Origin of the sequence: Microbacterium oleivorans (assembly GCF_001691565.1) — a bacterium.
In the GTDB taxonomy this organism is placed as follows: Bacteria; Actinomycetota; Actinomycetes; order Actinomycetales; family Microbacteriaceae; genus Microbacterium; species Microbacterium oleivorans_B.
The window spans coordinates 1-18494 of the sequence record NZ_MAYO01000002.1 but is presented as its reverse complement, the minus strand read 5'-3'; the positions used below and the strand labels follow the sequence as shown (position 1 = coordinate 18494).

Sequence of the window (18494 nt, the reverse complement as noted above, 5' to 3'; positions counted from 1 at the left end):
TCATGTGCGGTCATCCGCCGAAGCGACGTCGGCCGTCCGGGTTAGCGTGACATCATCGCGACGGTCCGGGTGGTTCCGGGCACCGGGTCATACCGGATGTGCAGCGGGTTCGACTCCCGCCGTCGCGTCTACGTCCGGGGACGGCCCCGTCGGGCCGGACGTCGTTACGCTTGAGATGTGAGCGCGCCCCGAACGATCGCCCGTCTGCTCCTCGGGGCGGGCCTGGTGTTCACCGGTACCGCTCACCTGACATTCGCGCGCGACGACTTCGTCGCCCAGGTTCCGCGGTGGTTGCCGCTCCCCACGGACTTCGTCGTCGTCGCCTCCGGAATCGTCGAGATCGCCCTCGGCCTCGCCCTGGTGATCGGACGGTACCGCGTCGCCGTCGGGTGGATCGTTGCGGCGTTCTTCATCGCGATCTTCCCCGGGAACGTAGAACAGTTCATCCGGGGAACCGATGCGTTCGGGCTCGATACCGACCTTGCTCGCGGCACCCGTCTGCTCTTCCAGCCGCTGCTCGTGATCACGGTCCTGTGGTCGACCGGCGCGTGGGCAGCCTGGCGCGCCCGACGCGGACGACCGGACGTCGGGGGTCAGGCGACCGAGTAGCGCTCGCCGACCGGAACCTCCGCGGCGAGAACGTTGCCTGGCTGCGCGAGGGGGCAGGCCCAGGCGGGGTCGTAGGCGCACGACGGGTTGTACGCGAAGTTGAGATCGAGCACGATCGTGCCCGCCTCGGCATCCGTTCCCAGGTCAGCGCCCTTGATCGTGTCGATCAGGTACCTGCCGCCGCCGTACGTCCCGTTCGGACGACCGGCCAGCGCATCCCTCAACGGGATGAAGAGACCGCCGCCGTAGGTCGTCAGGCGCCAGACATCGAGTGAGCCGAGGCCCTGCAGCTCGACGACGGCGACACGCTCGAAGGGGACGACCCCGTCGGTCCCGGTCGAGAACTCGAATCCGCCGGGCTCCGCGGGCTGCAGCGGCACCTCGAATCGCCAGGCCGGGTCGTACGGGGCGATCGGTACCCCGCGGAATCCCGGTCGGTCCTCCGGGAGGATCGGCGTCGCAGGGTGGTGCGCCAGCAGCTCGTTCCGTCCGCGCTGCCACAGCTCATGCCCGGCCTCGGGATGAGATGCGGCCCGCACCTGGGCGTACAGCGCGAAGACGCGGCGGCGCCAGTCGACGACGTCCAGAGCGGTCCGAGCAGCGGAAGGGATCATCGGCTCAGGCTACGCGCATCACCCCCCTGCCTCACAGCGCGGGACGCGCGTAGCCTTCCGGGAGGAGGTGCCTCATGCGCACACGTCTCGCGTCCGCTGCGGCGGTCCTCGTGTGGGCCGGTCTCACCCTCACCGCCTGCGCGACGGAAGGATCCGCCATGCCCACCCCCGGTGACAGCCCGACCGCGAGCCGTCCCCCGTTCCGTACCGCCAGCCCGGCGCCCCTCAGCCCGACCGGGTCCGCGGCGGATCTCCCGCCGGCGAAGTGGTCTGCCCTGGTGGCCGACCTCACGTCCCGCGGCATCTCAGGCGATCCGAAACTGATTTCCTCCGAGCGCGTCGACTTCTCCGACGGATCGCTCGGCTGCCCGCAGCCGGGCATGGCGTACACGCAAGCGATCGTCGAGGGGTACCGCGTCGTCGTCCGCGCGGACGATCGCACCTTCGACTACCGCTTCGGCACGGGAGACGAGCCCCGCCTCTGCGAGCGGTGAGAACGGATGCCGAAGGGGCGGCGCGTCATCGACGCACCGCCCCCTCTTCTGCGGCTGCTACTTCGTCTTGACCAGCAGCGCCTCGTCGGCTCCCGACTCGTTGTCGACGACGACGACCATCGCACCGAGCGGCTTCTGCGCGGCGTACGCTCCCGCGTTCGTCCGCACCGTCACCGAGGTCTTCCCACCCCTCGGCACGACCTCGTACTGGCCGTTGCCGAACGCGGGCTTGCTCGGGTCGTACGTGGCCGTTCCGTCGAAGGCGTCGCTTCCGTCGGTCGTGCCGCTGAACGACTGCACGGTGTAGTCGAACGCCCCCGTGATGCCGAGATCGGCGAGGTTCACCGGCAGCAGGATGGTGCTGCTGTCGGTGGGCGCCTGGGCGAGGAATCCGCTCGGGATGAGTTCCTTGGTCTTCACGTTCTGCACGAAGACCTCGGCGACGCCGTCGACCGACCCGGAGCGGACCACACCCGAGTCGTAGGAGAAGACGACCCAGTCGGGGTTGCCGTCCCGGTCGGAGTCGATCACGACATCGAACTCGTTGGAGGCTGCGTTCGACCACCGCGACCAGGTGTTGACGGCGAAGACGGCCAGCGGGTCGCCCTCGGTCGTCGCGAAGGACTGCACGCCGGCGGCGCGAAGGTCGTATCCGGTGTCGGTGAGGGTCTTCGGGGCATCCTTCTTGTCGGACAGGCCCCACGTGTAGACGTCCGCCGCCGCGTCCAGAGCGCCCTTGCGGTTGCTCAGTTCGAGCTTCCGGTCGCCGTCGGTGACACGGCCGCGGGAGCTGAGCGCCCCCTTGACCGTCACGTCGCTGTTCGAACGCGGAACGAGGAGGTAGGGAACCCGCAGCGTCGAGTCGTCGGAGGTCAGGATGACGTTGCCCGAGACCTCGAAGAACGAGAACTGGTCGTCGGCCGAGAGCGAGCTCGGGATCGACGAGGCGGCGATCGAGACCGACACCCGGAAGGTCGCAGTCCGCCCGGGGCGGACGGTGACCGTCTTGGTGTTCGTCGTGACCTTGGCCTTCAGCGACTGCGCCGACGGAGCGGTCGAGACGCGGAACGTCACGGACTTCTTGCCGTCGTTGCGGACGGTGACCGTCTTCGTGCTGTCGAGCTTGCCGGTGGACTCGTCGAATCCGAAGCTCAACGCGCTCTCGCGCATCCGACCGCTGTCGGTGCGGAAGACGTCACCGGTCGCGGTGACCGTGGTGGCGACCGCCTGCGCGGTGTCGACGAGGCCGACGCCGCCGCGCGTCGGGTCGACGCCCGCGACCGCCTCCGGGTCCGCCGTCGAGACGAGTGCGGCGGAGATCTGCTCGGTGTCCCAGGTCGGGTGCGCCTGCACCGTGAGAGCGGCGACGCCGGCAACGTGGGGTGCGGCCATCGACGTGCCCGACAGGACGGCCGAATCGCTTCCGGTCCCGACCGCGACGGACGAGATCGAGACGCCCGGGGCGGCGACGTCGGGGCTGATCGAGCTGTCACCGCTACGCGGTCCCGACGAGCTGAACGAGGCGTACCCGCGGAAGGCGGGGTTCGCGATCTCCTTCGCGGCGACCGTCACGGCTGCGCCGTTGACGAATGCCGCACCCGATGACGAGCGGACGCCGAAGAACGGGATCGTGACCTCGTAGGGCGTGCCGTCGTCGGGGTTCTCCGTGATGGCGCCTTCGTATGGCGGCAGGTCGTTGGTCGAGTTGACCATGACCGCTGCAGCCGCACCGGCCTGCTGAGCGAAGATCGCCTTGGCGGCGCGGGCGCAGGTGCCACGTTCCGCGACTGCGATCTGGTTGCCGCCGGGGGTGACTCCGACACGGGTGTAGTCGGATGCCGCGCATCCCAGCGCCTCATTCGCCGTGGTCGCCGGGTCGTCGGTGAGACGCACGACGGTCAGCTCGCCCAGGCCGTCGAGCGAGGCGCCGTTGGCGTTGATCGCTTCGACGGTCTTGCCGCCCACTGTGAGGACGGCGCCGGGGAACGAGGCCGTGCTGTCGATCGCGGAGACCGCGATGACGCCGTCGCCGCTACCGGGCGAACCGGTGAGGTACGGGCTCGGGCCGGAGTTACCGGCCGACGCCACGACGACGACACCGGCTCCGACGGCATTCGCCGCAGCGACGGCACTCGGGTCGTCGCCCGTGCCGAACGATGAGCCCAGTGACATGTTGATGACGTCCATGCCGTTGTCGACGGCCCAGTCGATGGCCTGGATGGTCATCTCGGTGGAGCCGTCGCAGCCGAACACACGCACGGCGTACAGGTCGGCCTCGGGCGCGACGCCGGGGCCCACGCGGAAGTCGGCGGACGGTGTCGACTCGTCGTACGGGCCGGTGTAGGTGGTTCCATCCGCTCGGACACCCGAGCCACCGGTCGTGCCGGCGACGTGCGATCCGTGGCCCTCGCAATCGAGGGGGTTCGCGTCGGGCTTCGGAATGAGGGCGTCGCCGGTACCGGACGGGTCGTAGTCGTCGCCGACCAGGTCGATGCCGCCCTTGACACGGGGAGCCTTCGGCCCGAAGAGGGCAGGGTCGGCAGGCTGATCGGATGCCGCGGCGGCAGCCTCGTACGCCTCGACCGTGCCCGGGCCGCCGAATCCGGCATGGGTGTAGTCGATGCCGGTGTCGATGATCGCGACCTTGACGTTCTGACCGGTGTAACCGGTGCTCTCCCACACCTGGGGGACGCCGAGGAAAGGCACGGAGACAGCATTGTCGAGCTCGTGCCGAACGACGGGGTGGACGGCGACGACACCGGGGAGCGCGGCGACGTCGTCGAGCTGGGCGGCGGGGATCGTCGCCTGGATGCCGTTGTACGCGGACTGCATCTGCGCGCGGATCTTGCCGCCTCGCTGGGTGATGCCGGAGCGGATCTTGTCCTGCGCCGCTTTGAGGTCTTTCTTCACCGTGGTGCGCTCGTTCTTGCTGAGGGAACGCCCCTCCTCCGCCTCGACGACGGCGACGGGGTCGCCCTCCATCTCGAGGACGACCGAAACCTGCCGGTCGGGGTCGATCGCGGCGGCGGAGACGTCACTGTCGAGCGCGCCGGTCGAGACGGTTCGGTCGAAGCGAGCCGTGGGGTCGTCGTCGGGCGTTGCGGCCAGAGCCGCGGTCGTGGGCAGCGAGAGCGCGAGGACGCCCGCAACCGCCAGGATGCGTCGGTGCAAGGGGGGACCGCCTTTCCTTCTGGGAAGAGCGCTCGGCGAGGCTGTCGCGGGCCGTCCGTGACGGATGCCGCAGCCGAGGCTGATAGGAGGCTATGCACCCCCTGACGATCCCCCAAGAGGAATGTGCGCAGATGAGAGGATCCTCACGCGCCGTTCAGGCGATGCGCGTCCCCGGGGGCAGTCGTCGCGCGGGCGTCGCGGTTCGAACGATCGCCCACCACATCAGCAAGCCGGCGAGAAGCACCTGACCGCCCAAACCGACGAACCAGCTGGGCACGGTCGAATCGAGCACTTCCTGCGGGCTCGGACCAGACGGCGTCGTGTCGCACTCGCTGTAGAACACCTCGAGGTCCGGGGCGATCTGGGCCTGCCGCAGGGCGTACCGGGTCTGCCCGAAGAGGTCCTCCGGGTACCCCTGCGCGTCGAAGCCGCTCGGCGTCGCATCGGCGAGGATGACGAACGGGTTCGCCGCGAGGATCCACCACACGTAGTCGAAGCGCGGCACCGAGTACGTGCTGGTCTGGTCGTCGTCGCGGCACACTTGCTCCGCGGGGTTGTCGATGCATGCCGTCGTGCCGTCCTTGCACTCGGGAGCCCCGGTGACCTCGTCGTAGACGGCCGACTGGTAGTGCTCGACCCGCTCGGACGTGATGCCCGTGCCGATCAGGGCGAACGCGATGGGCGTGCCGAGGGTCAGCGCCGCGACGACGAGGTACGTCGCCGCGACGGAGAAGAGCGGTCGGGCAAGCACCCCGCTGATCGCTGTTCCGAGGGCCGCGACCACACCGGTCTCGACGATGAGGACCACGGTCGAGACCACGACCGTGATCGGCCGCACGCCGCCGCCGAAGGTCGCGACGAACAGGAACGGCACCGCCACGGCGGCGAAGGTCAGCCCCGTGAGCCACGCCGCGAGGAACTTGCCGAGGACGATCTCGGTCGTCGTCGCCTGGGTGACCTGCAGCGAGGCGAGGGTCGCGGCATCCCGGTCCCCGTTGATCGAGTTGCCGCTGAGAGTCGGTGAGACGAGCACCACCAGCAGGAGGGTGATGAGGACCACGACCGAATAGACACCTGAGCCGGAGTCCTCCTGGCTCGAGAAGGACAGGAACGACAGCGCGGTCGTGGCGACGAGGACGAGCGCGAAGACACCGAGCATCACGTACCAGGAGACGGTGCGGATGCGCTGGGTCAGGTCGAGGCGGGCGATGGTCCACAGGCGCGAGGCGTTCATCGCGCACCTCCTTCGAGGTCGAGGAAGGTGTGTTCGAGGATGCCGCTGGCTGCCGAGAACTCCGCGACCGGCAGGCCCGCGGCGACGAGGGCCGCGAGTCCTGCGGCCGCAGCGGTCTCCCCTTCGAAGCTGAGGAGGACGTCGCGCCGGTCGACCGGGACCGTCGCGACGTCGAGTCCCAGGGTCTGGGCGACGGGGAGCGCGGCCGCGACGGCATCCCGGTCGGCGAGGCGTACCCGCCACGTGCGGGCGCGCCCGGCGGCTTCGGCGACCCGTTCGGAGCTGACCGTCTCGCCTTGCACCATGAACACCGCGTCGTCGACGACCTCTTCGAGCTCGGAGAGGATGTGGCTGGAGACGAGCACAGTGCGTCCCTCGGCGGCGAGCGCCCTGAGCAGCAGGCGGAGATCGATCCGCGCCTGCGGGTCCAGTCCGGATGCCGGTTCGTCGAGCAGGAGGACGCGGGGGTCGTGGACGAGGGCCCGCGCGAGCCCGAGCCGCTGCTTCTGCCCGCGCGAGAGGACGCGCGCCGGCGCGTCGCCGAGCGTCTCGAGCCCCACGGTCGTGAGCAATTCCGCCGCGCGGGCGGCTGCGGCATCCCTGCTCAGCCCGCTCAGGCGACCGGTGACGGCGATCGTCTCCCGCGCCGAGAGGGACGGCCACGCGCCGAGGCTGTCGGGCATCCACCCCAGCTTCGCGCGGGCCGCGGCCGGCTCGGCGATGGGGTCGACGCCGCCGATGCGGATCGTTCCGGCGTCGGGCGCGAGGAGCGAAGCCAGCATGAGCAGGAGCGTCGTCTTCCCCGCACCGTTGGGGCCCACGAGTCCTGTGACCGCGCCTTCGGGCGCCTGGAAGGTGACGCCGCGGACGGCGTGGACGTCCCCGAAGGACCGTCGCACCCCCTCGGCGACGATGCCGGCAGTAGTCATACGGCTCACCCTAGGGGGTGGCCGTGATCCGTCAATGAACGGGTCGACGCACCCGGAGGTTGGCGAGCCCGAACAGCAGCAGGAGCGCCACCGACACGACGGGCGCCCACAGGGCGATTCCCGCCCCTGCGGACTCGGCGAGCGAGCCCACGACCATGCTCGCGAGCGCCTGGCCGACGACCACGGACGAGCCGAGGACCGCCATGACCGTCGCTTCCCGGCCCCGCGGTGAGCGCGCGGCCGCGAGCGCGTAGAGCGTCGCGAGGGTCGGACCGATCCCGCAGCCCGCGAGGGCGAGCGCCCATCCCATCGAGATCGCCCCGGTGGCGCCCGCGGCGAGGACCGCCCCGACGAGCAGAACGGCCGTGAACGCGATCCACCGCCACGGCAGGGCGAACCGCCTCGGCAGCAGCCCGACGCTCATGGCGAGGATCGCCGACCCGATCCCCATGATCCCGTAGAGGATGGCGGTCTGCTCCGGGAAGCCGCCCTCCTTCGCGAAGGCGGTGAGCGAGGTCAGCATCGCGCCGAAGAAGAGGCCGGTGGCGAAGGTGCCGCCCGCGGCGAGCAGGATGCCGGGACGCGCGATCCGACGCGCCGGTTCGCGCTCGCCCGCGTCGGATGCGTGGCCTGCAGTGCGCGCCGTCGGATGGAGCGCGAAGGTGGTGACGAAGACGATGGTGAGCGCCGCCGCGGCGAGGACCGGAGCGGCCGGCGTCGCGGCGATCGCGATCACGCCGACGAGAACGGGCCCGAAGACGAAGACGATCTCGTCCACGCCGGACTCGTACCCCATCGTCGACTCCTGCAGCCGTCCGCGAGCGGAGGTGTCCACGCGCATACGCCCGATGGCGCCGACCAGACGCGCACGCGACATCGGCGACACCTGCGGCGCGGTCGCCCCGGCCAGCGCGGACACGAGCAGGAGCAGCCCCTCCGGCGCCTCGCCGTACGCGACGGCGACGAGTGCGATGAGGACGACGCTCTGCACCACCGCGGCCAGCAGCAGGACGGGTCGCTGACCCCATCGGTCGGCGGCGGCACCGATGAGCGGGCCGGTCGCGATCGTGCCGAGCCCGACCATGGCCGAGGTGAGTCCGCCCACGGCGAGCGACCCGCGGGCATCGACCACCATCGTGAGGACGCCGACGACGATCATGGCGTACGGCAGCCGCGCGATCAGCGCGATGGCGAAGTAGCCGATCCCCACGCTCGCAGCGAGCGAGCGCAGCGGGCTGTCGGGTGCGGCCGGACGCACCGGAGTCGAGTCGGTGAGGGGCATGTGTGACCTCCGTGCAGACGAGGCGTCGTGCCGCCTTGACTCTCCACGGATCAGGTAGTTACACGGGGTGCTGACGCACCGGCATCCATTCTACCGGTCGGTGCCTGAGCGTCCGAAGAACGCGACGCCCAGATCGGGATGGTCGACGAAGACCCCGTCGACGCCGGCGTCGACGACGCGCTGCCACTCGCCCTCCCAGTCGCCGAACGACGCCGCGTCCGGACCGCGCTGGAACTCCGGAGACAGGAACGCGTTCTCCGGACGGCAGGTCCAGGTGTAGACGTGGAGGCCGCGGCGGTGGGCGTCGGCCACGATGCCCGGATCCTCGAGGACGATGCGCTTGTCGAGACTGATCCCGTCGACCTCGCGGGCGAGGCGGTCGAGCCCGCTCGCCGTCAGCTGGTCCGCGTACGTGAGAGCGCCGGCCCCCTGCGCCGCGACGAGATCGACGGCGCTCCCCTCGGCTTCGAGCAGGTAGATGTAGCTCGCCCGGATGCCGCGGTCCCGCATCCGCTGAAGAATCCGCTGCTCGAACGACTCGATCACGAGCGGCCGTCCGCCGGAGCTCCAGCCCGCGTCGCGCAGTTCGGTTGCGAGGAGACCGGCGACGTCGTATCCGAGTGAGCCGAAGTACGTGGCGTGCTTGACCTCGAGGACGACGCCGATGGCCCGCCCCTCCCGCTCCCCGGCGGCGGTGACGAGGTCGAGCAGATCCCGCAGCCGCATGATCGGATGCCGGGCGTCGAATGCGGCGCTGCGCGCGCGCAGGAGCGGCAACCGCTCCCGGCATCGCAGCGTGGCGAGCTCGTCCCACGTGAAGTCCTCGACGAACCACCCGGTGTGTTCGGCCCCGTCGACCTTTTTCGTGACGCGCCGCGACGCGAACTCGGGGTGATCCGCGACGTCGGTCGTCGAGCCGATCTCGTTCTCGTGCCGGATGACGGCGACACCGTCCTTCGAGAACACGACGTCGGGTTCCACCGCATCGACGCCCAGGTCGAGCGCCAGCTCGTACGACGCGAGGGAGTGCTCGGGGCGGTAGCCCGGGGCTCCGCGGTGACCGATGACGAGCGGGCGACGACGCGACATGCGCCCAGGCTAACCACCGGGTCGGCCCGGGAATCCTCGAATGCGCGGCGCCGTAGCACCCTCATAGTCGTCTCACAGCGGCCGTCCCCACCCGCGGATTCCCCGTCCGATACGCTGGATCGACAGCACAGCGCTGTGAGTCGACTTTTGGAGTGAGACACACAATGGCAGCGTCCGGCAATTTTGCCTTCAACAATCCGGTCTTCCAGGAGCAGCGCCCCGGCCTGACTCCCCCGGCAGCCCAGACGAACTACGCGGCAGCCTCGCACCAGGCCGCCGACGTGGCGTCCAACGCCCAGCTCGAAGGGATGTACGCGGCGCCGACCGCGTCGTCCGCCGACACCGGTCGCATGACGGTCGAGGACACCGTCCTCAAGACGGCCGGCCTGTTCGGCATCCTTCTCGTCACCGCCCTCGTGGGCTGGTTCTGGACCCTCGGCGGCACGCTCGACGCGACCCGTCCCGCCGGGCTCACGATCATGCCGTGGATCATCGGCGCCCTCGTCGGTTTCGTTCTCGCTCTCGTGATCACCTTCACGTCGCGCAAGAAGGTCCGTCCGGCCCTCATCTGGGCCTACGCCGCAGCCGAGGGCCTCTTCGTCGGTGGCATCTCCGCCTTCTTCGAGGTGCAGTGGAGCGGCATCGTCATCCAGGCGACCATCGCGACCCTGTCGGTCGTCGGCGTCACTCTGGCACTGTTCGCCAACGGCAAGGTGCGCGTCAGCAAGCGCGCCAACAAGATCTTCATGATCGCCCTCGGCGGATACCTGGTGTTCGGTCTGGTGAACCTGGTGCTCATGTGGACCGGCGTCATCGACGGGCGCTTCGGCCTCTACAGCGCGGAGATCTTCGGCATCCCGCTCGGCCTCGTCATCGGTATCGTCGTCGTCCTGATGGCGGCGTACTCGCTCGTGCAGGACTTCGACCTCGTGCAGCAGGGCGCCCGCAACGGCGCTCCCCGTCAGTTCGGGTGGGTCGGCGCCTTCGGCATCATGGTCACCGTGGTCTGGCTCTACGTCGAGATCCTCCGCATGATCGCGATCCTGCGAGGCAGCGACTGACCGCAGCTCCGCTCACGCGAAGGCCGTCCGGGCGACCGGGCGGCCTTCGTCGTTCCGGCGCGCACCCCCTCTCCGCGAGACTGCACGTGGGGCGCGAGACCGCCGCCCCGCGCCGCGGTCTCGACGCACGCGTGCAGTCTCGCGACCGTGCCGCGGCTCCGCGCGCGCGCCGCCGTCGCAGCGACGCACAGCTCGGCGACGCCCGCCGCGCCCGCGACGCGCGCCGCGCCCGCGGCGCGCGCGTGTCTCAGGACGGGAGCCGGAGGACCGCGACGGTGCCGCGCGGCGTGTTGGGCTCGAGGGTCACGCTCGCGCCGTACGCCTCCGCCAGGGACGCGGCGTTCGAGAGCCCGATCCCCGTGCCCGGGATCGCCGCATCGTGCGCGTACGGCGCCCGGTAGAAGCGCTCGAATGCGAGGACCCGCTCCTGCTCTGTCATGCCGACGCCCTGATCTGCGATCGTGACGACGATGTCGCGGCCGTCCTCCTGCGCCGAGACCTCGACGTCACCGCGCCCGACGGGCGTGAATTCGACCGCGTTGCGCAGAAGCTCTTCGAGGATCGACGCGAGGTCGCGCACGGCGATGCGCGCAGCGCGCTCCGGCATCGCCCCGATCCGGATGCCGATCCCTCTTTCCTTGGCACGGCCGGCGACCTCCGTCACGGCGTGCTTCACGACGGGTCCGACGTGCGAGGCTCCCGAGCGGGCCTCGACGTCGCGCGTGGTCTGTCCCGCGGCGATGAGACGTTCGACGAGGCGGAGCAGCCGCTCGGCGGAGCGCTCGACAGCCTCCCACCGCTCCGCCTCGGCGGAGCCGTGCATGAGGGCGATGTCGGTGTGGCCGAGGATCACGGTCAGCGGTGTGCGGAACTCATGGCCGACCGTGCTCAGGAAACGATCGCGGACCTCGACGGCGCTCACGAGGTCTGTGACGTCCTGCCCGACGATGACGATGCCGACCTCGTCGCCTCCGGCGACCACGGGCCGCACGATCACCTGCATCACGCGGCGCGGATCTCCGCCGAACTCGACCGTGCGGGGCGCCGCGAAGTCGCCCGAGCGCACGCGCTCGACGAAGTCGGCGGACGTGGCCTCCGACGACATGGACGGGTCCGCCCGCCAGATGAGGGAGGCGAACCCATCTCGGTCCACCTCGTCGATCCCGGATCGACCGCTGATCTCCGCAGCGACGGCGTTCAGGAGGATGGGACGCCCGTCGCGATCGAAGACGGCGACGGCGTTGTCGGTCGCATCGAGCGTGGCACGCAGCATGGCAGCGTCCCGGTCAGACAGGCGGAGCGCCTGATCGAGGTCGTCCGACACGCTCTGCATCCGCGCTCGCATCCGAGCGAGGTCTCGCGAGATGAGGCCGACCGTCACCGCGAAGAGGGCGGACAGGACCGGCAGCGCGGCTACGGCCATGACATCGCCGAGGTCGCGGAAACCGCCGCTTCCGAAGATCTGCACGAGCGGACCGAGCGCGGTGAGCAGGACCCCGGCCGCCGCCGTGATGGGCGGGAAGGCGAACGCGAGCCACCCCAGGGGGAAGATGATGAGCATCGACGCGGAAGGCAGAACGTCCACCCCGGCATCCCTCACGGGAACACACGCCACGATCTCCAGCAGGGGGATCGCTGCGAGCCACTCGGTGCGTCGCGTCGGTTGCACGAGCCACACGGCGGTCATCACTGCAGTGTTCAGGACGATGACGCCGAAGCCGGCGAGGAGCAGCGGGGTGATGCGCTCGCTGTCGATGGTGCCCAGGATGAGCACCACGATCAGGCTGGCCGCGGCCAGCACGAACTGCGCGTACGGCTGCGTTCGCGAACGCTCGATCAACGCCTCACCCCCTCCTCAGACGGTGGTGCAGAAAGGGGCTGGGTCCCGCGCTCACTCTGGCGGCGCGGCGTGTCCTCTGTCAAGAGGAGGCGGAATGCATGGCCACGGGGGTGTCCCCCGCGACTCACTCCCACTCGATGGTCCCGGGGGGCTTCGACGTCACGTCGAGAACGACCCGGTTGACCTCGCGCACCTCGTTGGTGATGCGGTTGCTGATCTTGGAGAGCACGTCGTACGGCAGACGGGTCCAGTCCGCCGTCATCGCGTCTTCGCTCGAGACGGGGCGGAGGACGATGGGGTGCCCGTAGGTACGGCCGTCGCCCTGGACACCGACCGATCGCACATCCGCGAGCAGCACCACGGGGCACTGCCAGATCTCGCTGTCGAGGCCCGCCTTGGTCAGCTCGGCACGGGCGATGGCATCGGCGTCACGCAGGATCTCGAGGCGGTCAGCGGTGACCTCACCCACGATGCGGATGCCGAGGCCCGGCCCCGGAAAGGGCTGCCGACCGACGATGGCCTCGGGCAGGCCGAGCTCGCGACCGATCGCCCGGACCTCGTCCTTGAAGAGCGTGCGGAGCGGCTCGACGAGCTCGAACTGCAGGTCCTCCGGAAGACCGCCGACGTTGTGGTGGCTCTTGATGTTCGCCGTCCCGGCGCCGCCGCCGGACTCGACGACGTCGGGGTACAGAGTGCCCTGCACAAGGAACCCGATCGGATCGCCGTCGGCCGCAGCCTCCGCGATGAGGTCGGACTGCACCTTCTCGAAAGCGCGGATGAACTCGCGTCCGATGATCTTGCGCTTCTGCTCCGGGTCGCTGATGCCGGCGAGGGCGTTCAGGAAGGTCTCGCGTGCGTCGACCGTGATGAGGCGGACGCCGGTGGAGGCGACGTAGTCGTTCTCGACCTGCTCGCGCTCACCCTTGCGGAGCAGACCGTGGTCGATGAAGACCGCCGTGAGCTGGTCGCCGACGGCCTTGTGGACGAGCGCGGTCGAGACAGCGGAGTCGACTCCCCCGGAGAGAGCGGAGATCACACGGCCGCGGCCGACCTGGGCGCGGATCTTCTCGACCTGCTCCGCGATCACGTTGTCGCTGTTCCAGTCAGCCGGAAGGCCCGCCGCCTTGTGCAGGAAGTTCTCGAGCACGCGCTGACCGTGGTCGGAGTGCTTGACCTCGGGATGCCACTGCACGCCGTAGAACTTCCGGACATCGTCTGCGAAGGCGGCGACCGGGGTGGCTGCTGTGCGCGCCAGGACCTCGAATCCGGCCGGGGCCGCGCTGACCTGGTCGCCGTGGCTCATCCAGACGTTCTGGTCGACCGGCTGCCCCTCGAGCAGGACGCTGTCGGTGACGATCGTGGCATCCGTCGCGCCGTATTCGCGGAGGCCGGTGTTCGCGACCTCGCCGCCGAGCGTCTTGGCCATGACCTGGAAGCCGTAGCAGATGCCGAGAGTCGGAACGCCGAGGTCGAAGACGCCGGCGTCGAGCTGGGGGGCGCCCTCCTCGTACACGGACGAGGGACCACCCGAGAGGATGATTCCGACCGGGTTCTTCTCGGCGATCTCCGCTGCCGTCGCGGTGTGCGGTACCAGCTCGCTGTACACGCCGGCCTCGCGCACGCGGCGGGCGATCAGCTGCGCGTACTGGGCACCGAAGTCGACGACCAGGACGGGGCGCTGGGAGGTTTCGGTCTGCTCTGTCACCGGGTCTCCGTGGGGGTTTCGAGGGGGGTGGATGCCGCGGCTTCCCGCGAGGCCAGGTACTCCCTGACTTCGCGAGCGACCTTCGCTTCCATGAAGAAGGACAGGAGGGGGACGATGCCGCCGAGCGCGAGGACGATGAAGCGCGGGAAGCCCCATCGCATGAGGCTCCAGACGCGGAAGCATGCGAAGAGGTACACGACGTAGAACCAGCCGTGCACGATGAGGATCGCGAGGGAGATGTTCACCCCGTCGCCCGTCGACGCGATGTCGCACGTGCTGCTACCGGGGACGAACAGGGAGAACCACTGGCAGTCGGGGCTCGGGATCGTGGTGGCGAACCAGAAAAGCCCTCCGGAGCCGCCGGCGAAGAGTTCGACGTGCAGGGGGGTGTACTTGAGGATCATCTCGGTGACCAGCAGGAGCAGGCCCACACCGGTGATGATCGATGCGATCTGGTAGAACTTCAGGGCGCCGCGGATCGCCGGGAAAGAGGCGAGTTTGGGCTGAACGGGCATGGTTCCCAGTCTACGGGCGCGCCGAGGGCTGCTCGGCGCCGTCGAGGTCGTCGTCCCCTGCCAGCGCCTCGACTTCCTTCTCCCACGCGTCGCGGGCGAGGCGGTACCACATGTAGAACGCGAAGCCCGCGAAGACCGCCCATTCGATGGCGTAGAAGATGTTGAGCCAGTTCACCGAGGACAGCTCGGTCGGTGCGGGCGAGTGGATGCCGCGAAGCCCCCCGAACGCCTCGGCTGACACGAGGTAGGGACGGTAGACATCGAGCTGGTCGGTGTCGCTCCACTGGGACAGGAGCGCGGCCGGCGACATGGCGCTGACCTCGAAGGGGTCGCCACCGCGCGGTGGTTCCTTCGCTCCCTCGTCGGAGATGAGTCGTCCGGTGAGGTCGACGCCCTGAGGCGGCGCGGCGTTGAGAGCCGTGACCGCTGCGTCGGCCGCGGCCCGGTCCGACGTGAAGCCGACGGCGACCGCGAGGGATGTCGGCCCCTCGGTTCCCGCCGTCGACGGGTCGACGCGGAACTGTCCCGCAACCCAGTAGCCGGGCTCCCCGTCGTCGAAGCGCGAGGTGACGACTCGGAAGTCGCCCGCCACGAACGATCCGCTGACCTCCACGCGCTGACCGACCAACGGCTCCGCGAGCGGGGCACCGGGCTCGACGACATCACCCAGGGGCCGGACCTGCTCGGTCATGCCCGCCGGCGGCGGATCGGTATCGATCGCGTTGCCCAGCTGCCATTGCCCGAGCCACGCGAAGATCCCGGCGACGAGCAGGGCGAGCCCCAGCATCCCGATCCAGAACGGGCGGACCATGACTTCCCGCAGCGTGGGCGGGAAGACCTCGGGAAGGTCGTCGACGGCTGGGCTGCTGGTCATCAGTGGGACGACGCGTAGGGCGCCACGACGACCTCCACGCGCTGGAACTCCTTGAGGTCCGAGTACCCGGTGGTCGCCATGGACTTGCGAAGCGCACCGATGAGGTTGGCGGTGCCGTCCGCGACGGGCGCCGGCCCGTAGAGCACCTCCTCGAGGGAGGAGACCTGTCCTACCTCGACACGACGACCGCGCGGGAGCTTCGCGTGATGCGCTTCGGGCCCCCAATGGAAGCCACGACCCGGAGCATCCGTGGCCCGGGCGAGGGCCACACCGAGCATGACGGCATCCGCGCCCATGGCCAGCGCCTTCACGATGTCACCCGAAGTGCCCACTCCGCCGTCGGCGATGACGTGCACGTAGCGCCCGCCGGACTCGTCGAGGTAGTCGCGGCGCGCACCGGCGACGTCGGCGACCGCGGTGGCCATCGGCGCGTGCAGACCGAGCGTCGCACGGGTGGTGGATGCCGCGCCTCCGCCGAAGCCCACGAGGACGCCCGCGGCACCGGTGCGCATGAGGTGCAGCGCCGCGGTGTAGGTCGCGGCGCCGCCGACGATGACGGGGACGTCGAGATCGTAGATGAACTTCTTGAGGTTGAGGGGCTCGTCGACGCTCGAGACGTGCTCTGCCGACACCGTCGTGCCGCGGATGACGAAGAGGTCCACCCCGGCCGCGACGACGGTCTCGTAGAGCTCCTGCGTGCGCTGGGGCGTGAGTGCTCCGGCCACGGTGACGCCGGCTGCTCGGATCTCCGCGAGCCGGTCGCGGACGAGCTCGGGCTTGATCGGCGCCGAGTAGAGCTCCTGCATGCGCCGCGTCGCCCCGTCGGCCGGAAGCGCCGCGATCTCGGCGAGCAGCGGCTCGGGGTCGTCGTAGCGGGTCCACAGACCTTCGAGGTCCAGGACGCCCAGTCCGCCGAGCTGGCCGAGCATGATGGCCGTCCGCGGGCTCATGACCGAGTCCATCGGAGCGCCGAGCACGGGGATGCCGAAGCTGTACGCGTCGATCGACCACGAGGTCGAGACGTCCTCGGGGTTGCGTGTGCGGCGCGAAGGCACCACGGCGATGTCGTCGAAGGCATACGCGCGACGCGCACGCTTGGCGCGGCCGAGCTCGATTTCCATGGTCACCCTCCCAGCCTACCGTCGAGCCCTCTCCGCCGCCCCCGCCGTCAGCGGGCCCGGCTCACGCGTCGTTCGTCCCAGACCGGCTCGTGCGACTCGTACACCTCCCCCTCCGAGCCGAACACCACGAAGCGGTCGAACGAACGGGCGAACCAGCGATCGTGCGTGACGGCGAGGACGGTTCCCTCGAATGACGCGAGAGCGCCTTCCAGTGCTTCCGCCGACACCAGGTCGAGGTTGTCCGTCGGCTCGTCGAGCAGCAGCAGGGTTGCGCCCGAGAGCTCGAGCAGGAGGATCTGGAACCGCGCCTGCTGCCCCCCGGACAGCCGGTCGAACGCCTGCTCCGCCTGCGCGACGAGTCCGTACCGGTCGAGGGCGGAGCTGGCTGCGTCCCGCGGCATCCCGCTCCTGTCGCCGTCACCGCGGTGCAGGATGTCGAGCAGAGAGCGCCCCGCGTACTCGGGATGCTGATGCGTCTGCGCGAACCAGCCGGGCACGACACGAGCGCCGAGACTGACGCGCCCCGCGTGCTCGACGCGCTCGAGCGACGCGCCCGCGTCCGTGACGTGACCCAACCGGGCGTCGGGGTCCGTGCCACCGGCGGCGAGCAGCCGCAGGAAGTGCGACTTCCCCGAGCCGTTGGAGCCGAGGACTGCCACTCGATCCCCGAACCACACCTCCAGGTCGAACGGACGCATGAGACCACTCAGCTCCAACGACTCGGCGACGACGGCACGCTTGCCGGTGCGGGCACCGCGCAATCTCAGATCCAGGCGCTGCTCGATCGGTCGCGCCTCGGGCGGGCCGGCGTCCTCGAACCGCCGCAAGCGCGTCTGAGCGGCGCGGTAGCGCGAGGCGAACTCGTCGCTGGCTGCGGCTTTCACCTTCATGTCCGCCACGAACTTCTTGAGGGCGTCGTGCTGTTCGTCCCACCGCCGCCGCAGCTCGTCGAGTCGAGACATCCGTTCCTCGCGTGCGCGGTGATAGCCCCCGAATCCACCCCCGTGCACCCACGCCGTGCTCCCCGCCGGTCCGGCTTCGAGCGTGACGATCCGATCCGCCGCGCGCGCGAGCAGTTCCCGGTCGTGCGAGATGAGGAGCACGGTCTTCGGCGTCTCGCGAAGACGCTCCTCGAGCCAGCGTTTGCCGGGTACGTCGAGGTAGTTGTCGGGCTCGTCGAGGAGCAGTACCTCATCGGTCCCGCGAAGCAGCGCTTCGAGCGCCAGACGCTTCTGCTCGCCACCCGACAGGGTCGCGAGATCCCGATATCTCGCACGCTCGAACGGGATGCCGAGCGCCGCGATCGTGCACGTGTCCCATACGGTCTCGTACTCGTATCCCCCGGCATCCGCGTAGTCGGCGATTGCGCCGGCGTACCGCATCTGCGCATCGAGGGTGTCGTCCAGGATGACCGCGTTCTCGGCGTCTTCGAGCTCGCGGGCTGCCTGCGCGATGCGGGTCGGCGCCACGGTGATCAGAAGATCGTGCACGGTGCTGCCTTCGGCTCCGTGCCCGATGAACTGGTCCATGACCCCGAGCGCGCCGTCGATCGTGACGACACCCTGATGAGGAGACACGTCGCCCCGAACGACGCGGAGGAGCGTCGTCTTACCGGCACCGTTCCGACCGACCACGGCCGTGGTCTTGCCTGACGGCACACGAAAGGTGACGTCAGCGAGAAGTGGGCGCCCGTCGGGCAGGGATAGCGAGACGTTCTGGACGTCGATGTGCGACACGAGGTGGTCCTTCCGCTCCGAGAGCGGAGCCGACCAGCTTATCGAAGAGAAGCCGTGTCCGGAAGGAAAAGTGAGCGTTAACGACGAAAGCCCCGACCAGCATTGGTCGGGGCTTTCGATCGAAAGAAGTCCGGCGGTGTCCTACTCTCCCACAGGGTCCCCCCTGCAGTACCATCGGCGCTGTGAGGCTTAGCTTCCGGGTTCGGAATGTAACCGGGCG

General features: G+C 69.8%; 15 protein-coding genes and 1 rRNA gene. 3 read left to right on the top strand and 13 right to left on the bottom strand.

Annotated features, from left to right (window positions below; genetic code table 11):
• Positions 1-177: 177 nt before the first annotated feature.
• Positions 178-609 (top strand): DoxX family membrane protein, encoded by a 432-nt coding sequence (locus BBA86_RS00380; RefSeq protein WP_065569729.1) that lies wholly within the window; start codon positions 178-180, stop codon positions 607-609.
• On the opposite strand, the gene BBA86_RS00375 is transcribed toward BBA86_RS00380, so the two are convergent.
• The gene (locus BBA86_RS00375) at positions 594-1223 is read right to left on the bottom strand and encodes a DUF1684 domain-containing protein (protein ID WP_065569728.1); all 630 of its coding nucleotides are present in this window, start codon (positions 1221-1223) and stop codon (positions 594-596) included. The two genes, BBA86_RS00380 and BBA86_RS00375, sit on opposite strands and share 16 nt — an antisense overlap.
• Before the next feature lie 74 nt (positions 1224-1297).
• On the opposite strand from BBA86_RS00375, the gene BBA86_RS00370 reads away from it, so the two are divergent.
• Complete coding sequence (locus BBA86_RS00370) at positions 1298-1717, top strand: hypothetical protein (RefSeq protein WP_065569727.1); 420 nt, start codon at positions 1298-1300, stop codon at positions 1715-1717.
• Positions 1718-1774: 57 nt separating this feature from the next.
• On the opposite strand, the gene BBA86_RS00365 is transcribed toward BBA86_RS00370, so the two are convergent.
• The 5 genes from BBA86_RS00365 to BBA86_RS00345 form a co-directional block, all read right to left on the bottom strand.
• On the bottom strand, positions 1775-4888 hold the full coding sequence (locus tag BBA86_RS00365; protein ID WP_065569726.1) for a S8 family peptidase: 3114 nt from the start codon (positions 4886-4888) through the stop codon (positions 1775-1777).
• A gap of 154 nt (positions 4889-5042) precedes the next feature.
• Positions 5043-6122: an ABC transporter permease gene (locus BBA86_RS00360; RefSeq protein WP_065569725.1), complete on the bottom strand. Its 1080-nt coding sequence runs from the start codon at positions 6120-6122 to the stop codon at positions 5043-5045.
• Positions 6119-7051, bottom strand: coding sequence for an ABC transporter ATP-binding protein (locus tag BBA86_RS00355; RefSeq protein WP_065569724.1), 933 nt, complete (start codon positions 7049-7051; stop codon positions 6119-6121). The genes BBA86_RS00360 and BBA86_RS00355 overlap by 4 nt, the downstream gene beginning before the upstream one ends.
• A 31-nt stretch (positions 7052-7082) precedes the next feature.
• On the bottom strand, positions 7083-8333 hold the full coding sequence (locus tag BBA86_RS00350) for an MFS transporter (RefSeq protein WP_065569723.1): 1251 nt from the start codon (positions 8331-8333) through the stop codon (positions 7083-7085).
• Between the two features lie 90 nt (positions 8334-8423).
• Positions 8424-9422 (bottom strand): glycerophosphodiester phosphodiesterase family protein, encoded by a 999-nt coding sequence (locus BBA86_RS00345; protein ID WP_065569722.1) that lies wholly within the window; start codon positions 9420-9422, stop codon positions 8424-8426.
• 164 nt (positions 9423-9586) lie between these two features.
• On the opposite strand from BBA86_RS00345, the gene BBA86_RS00340 reads away from it, so the two are divergent.
• A complete protein-coding gene (locus BBA86_RS00340) occupies positions 9587-10483 on the top strand; it encodes a Bax inhibitor-1/YccA family protein (protein ID WP_065569721.1) in 897 nt (298 codons plus the stop codon).
• A 247-nt stretch (positions 10484-10730) separates the two neighbouring features.
• Here BBA86_RS00340 and BBA86_RS00335 read toward each other — a convergent pair whose 3' ends face one another.
• The 7 genes from BBA86_RS00335 to rrf form a co-directional block, all read right to left on the bottom strand.
• The gene (locus BBA86_RS00335; RefSeq protein WP_065569720.1) at positions 10731-12323 is read right to left on the bottom strand and encodes a PAS domain-containing sensor histidine kinase; all 1593 of its coding nucleotides are present in this window, start codon (positions 12321-12323) and stop codon (positions 10731-10733) included.
• Between the two features lie 124 nt (positions 12324-12447).
• Complete coding sequence (gene guaA, locus BBA86_RS00330) at positions 12448-14028, bottom strand: glutamine-hydrolyzing GMP synthase (RefSeq protein WP_065569719.1); 1581 nt, start codon at positions 14026-14028, stop codon at positions 12448-12450.
• Positions 14025-14543, bottom strand: coding sequence for a DUF3817 domain-containing protein (locus BBA86_RS00325; protein WP_065569718.1), 519 nt, complete (start codon positions 14541-14543; stop codon positions 14025-14027). The genes guaA and BBA86_RS00325 overlap by 4 nt, the downstream gene beginning before the upstream one ends.
• Before the next feature lie 10 nt (positions 14544-14553).
• Entirely contained in the window at positions 14554-15417 is an 864-nt protein-coding gene (locus BBA86_RS00320; protein WP_065569717.1) for an SURF1 family protein, read from the bottom strand.
• A complete protein-coding gene (locus BBA86_RS00315; RefSeq protein WP_065569716.1) occupies positions 15417-16538 on the bottom strand; it encodes a GuaB3 family IMP dehydrogenase-related protein in 1122 nt (373 codons plus the stop codon). The genes BBA86_RS00320 and BBA86_RS00315 overlap by 1 nt, the downstream gene beginning before the upstream one ends.
• A gap of 47 nt (positions 16539-16585) precedes the next feature.
• Complete coding sequence (locus BBA86_RS00310) at positions 16586-18274, bottom strand: ABC-F family ATP-binding cassette domain-containing protein (protein ID WP_065569715.1); 1689 nt, start codon at positions 18272-18274, stop codon at positions 16586-16588.
• Between the two features lie 128 nt (positions 18275-18402).
• Positions 18403-18494: ribosomal RNA gene (rrf, locus tag BBA86_RS00305) — 5S ribosomal RNA — on the bottom strand; the annotation flags it as partial.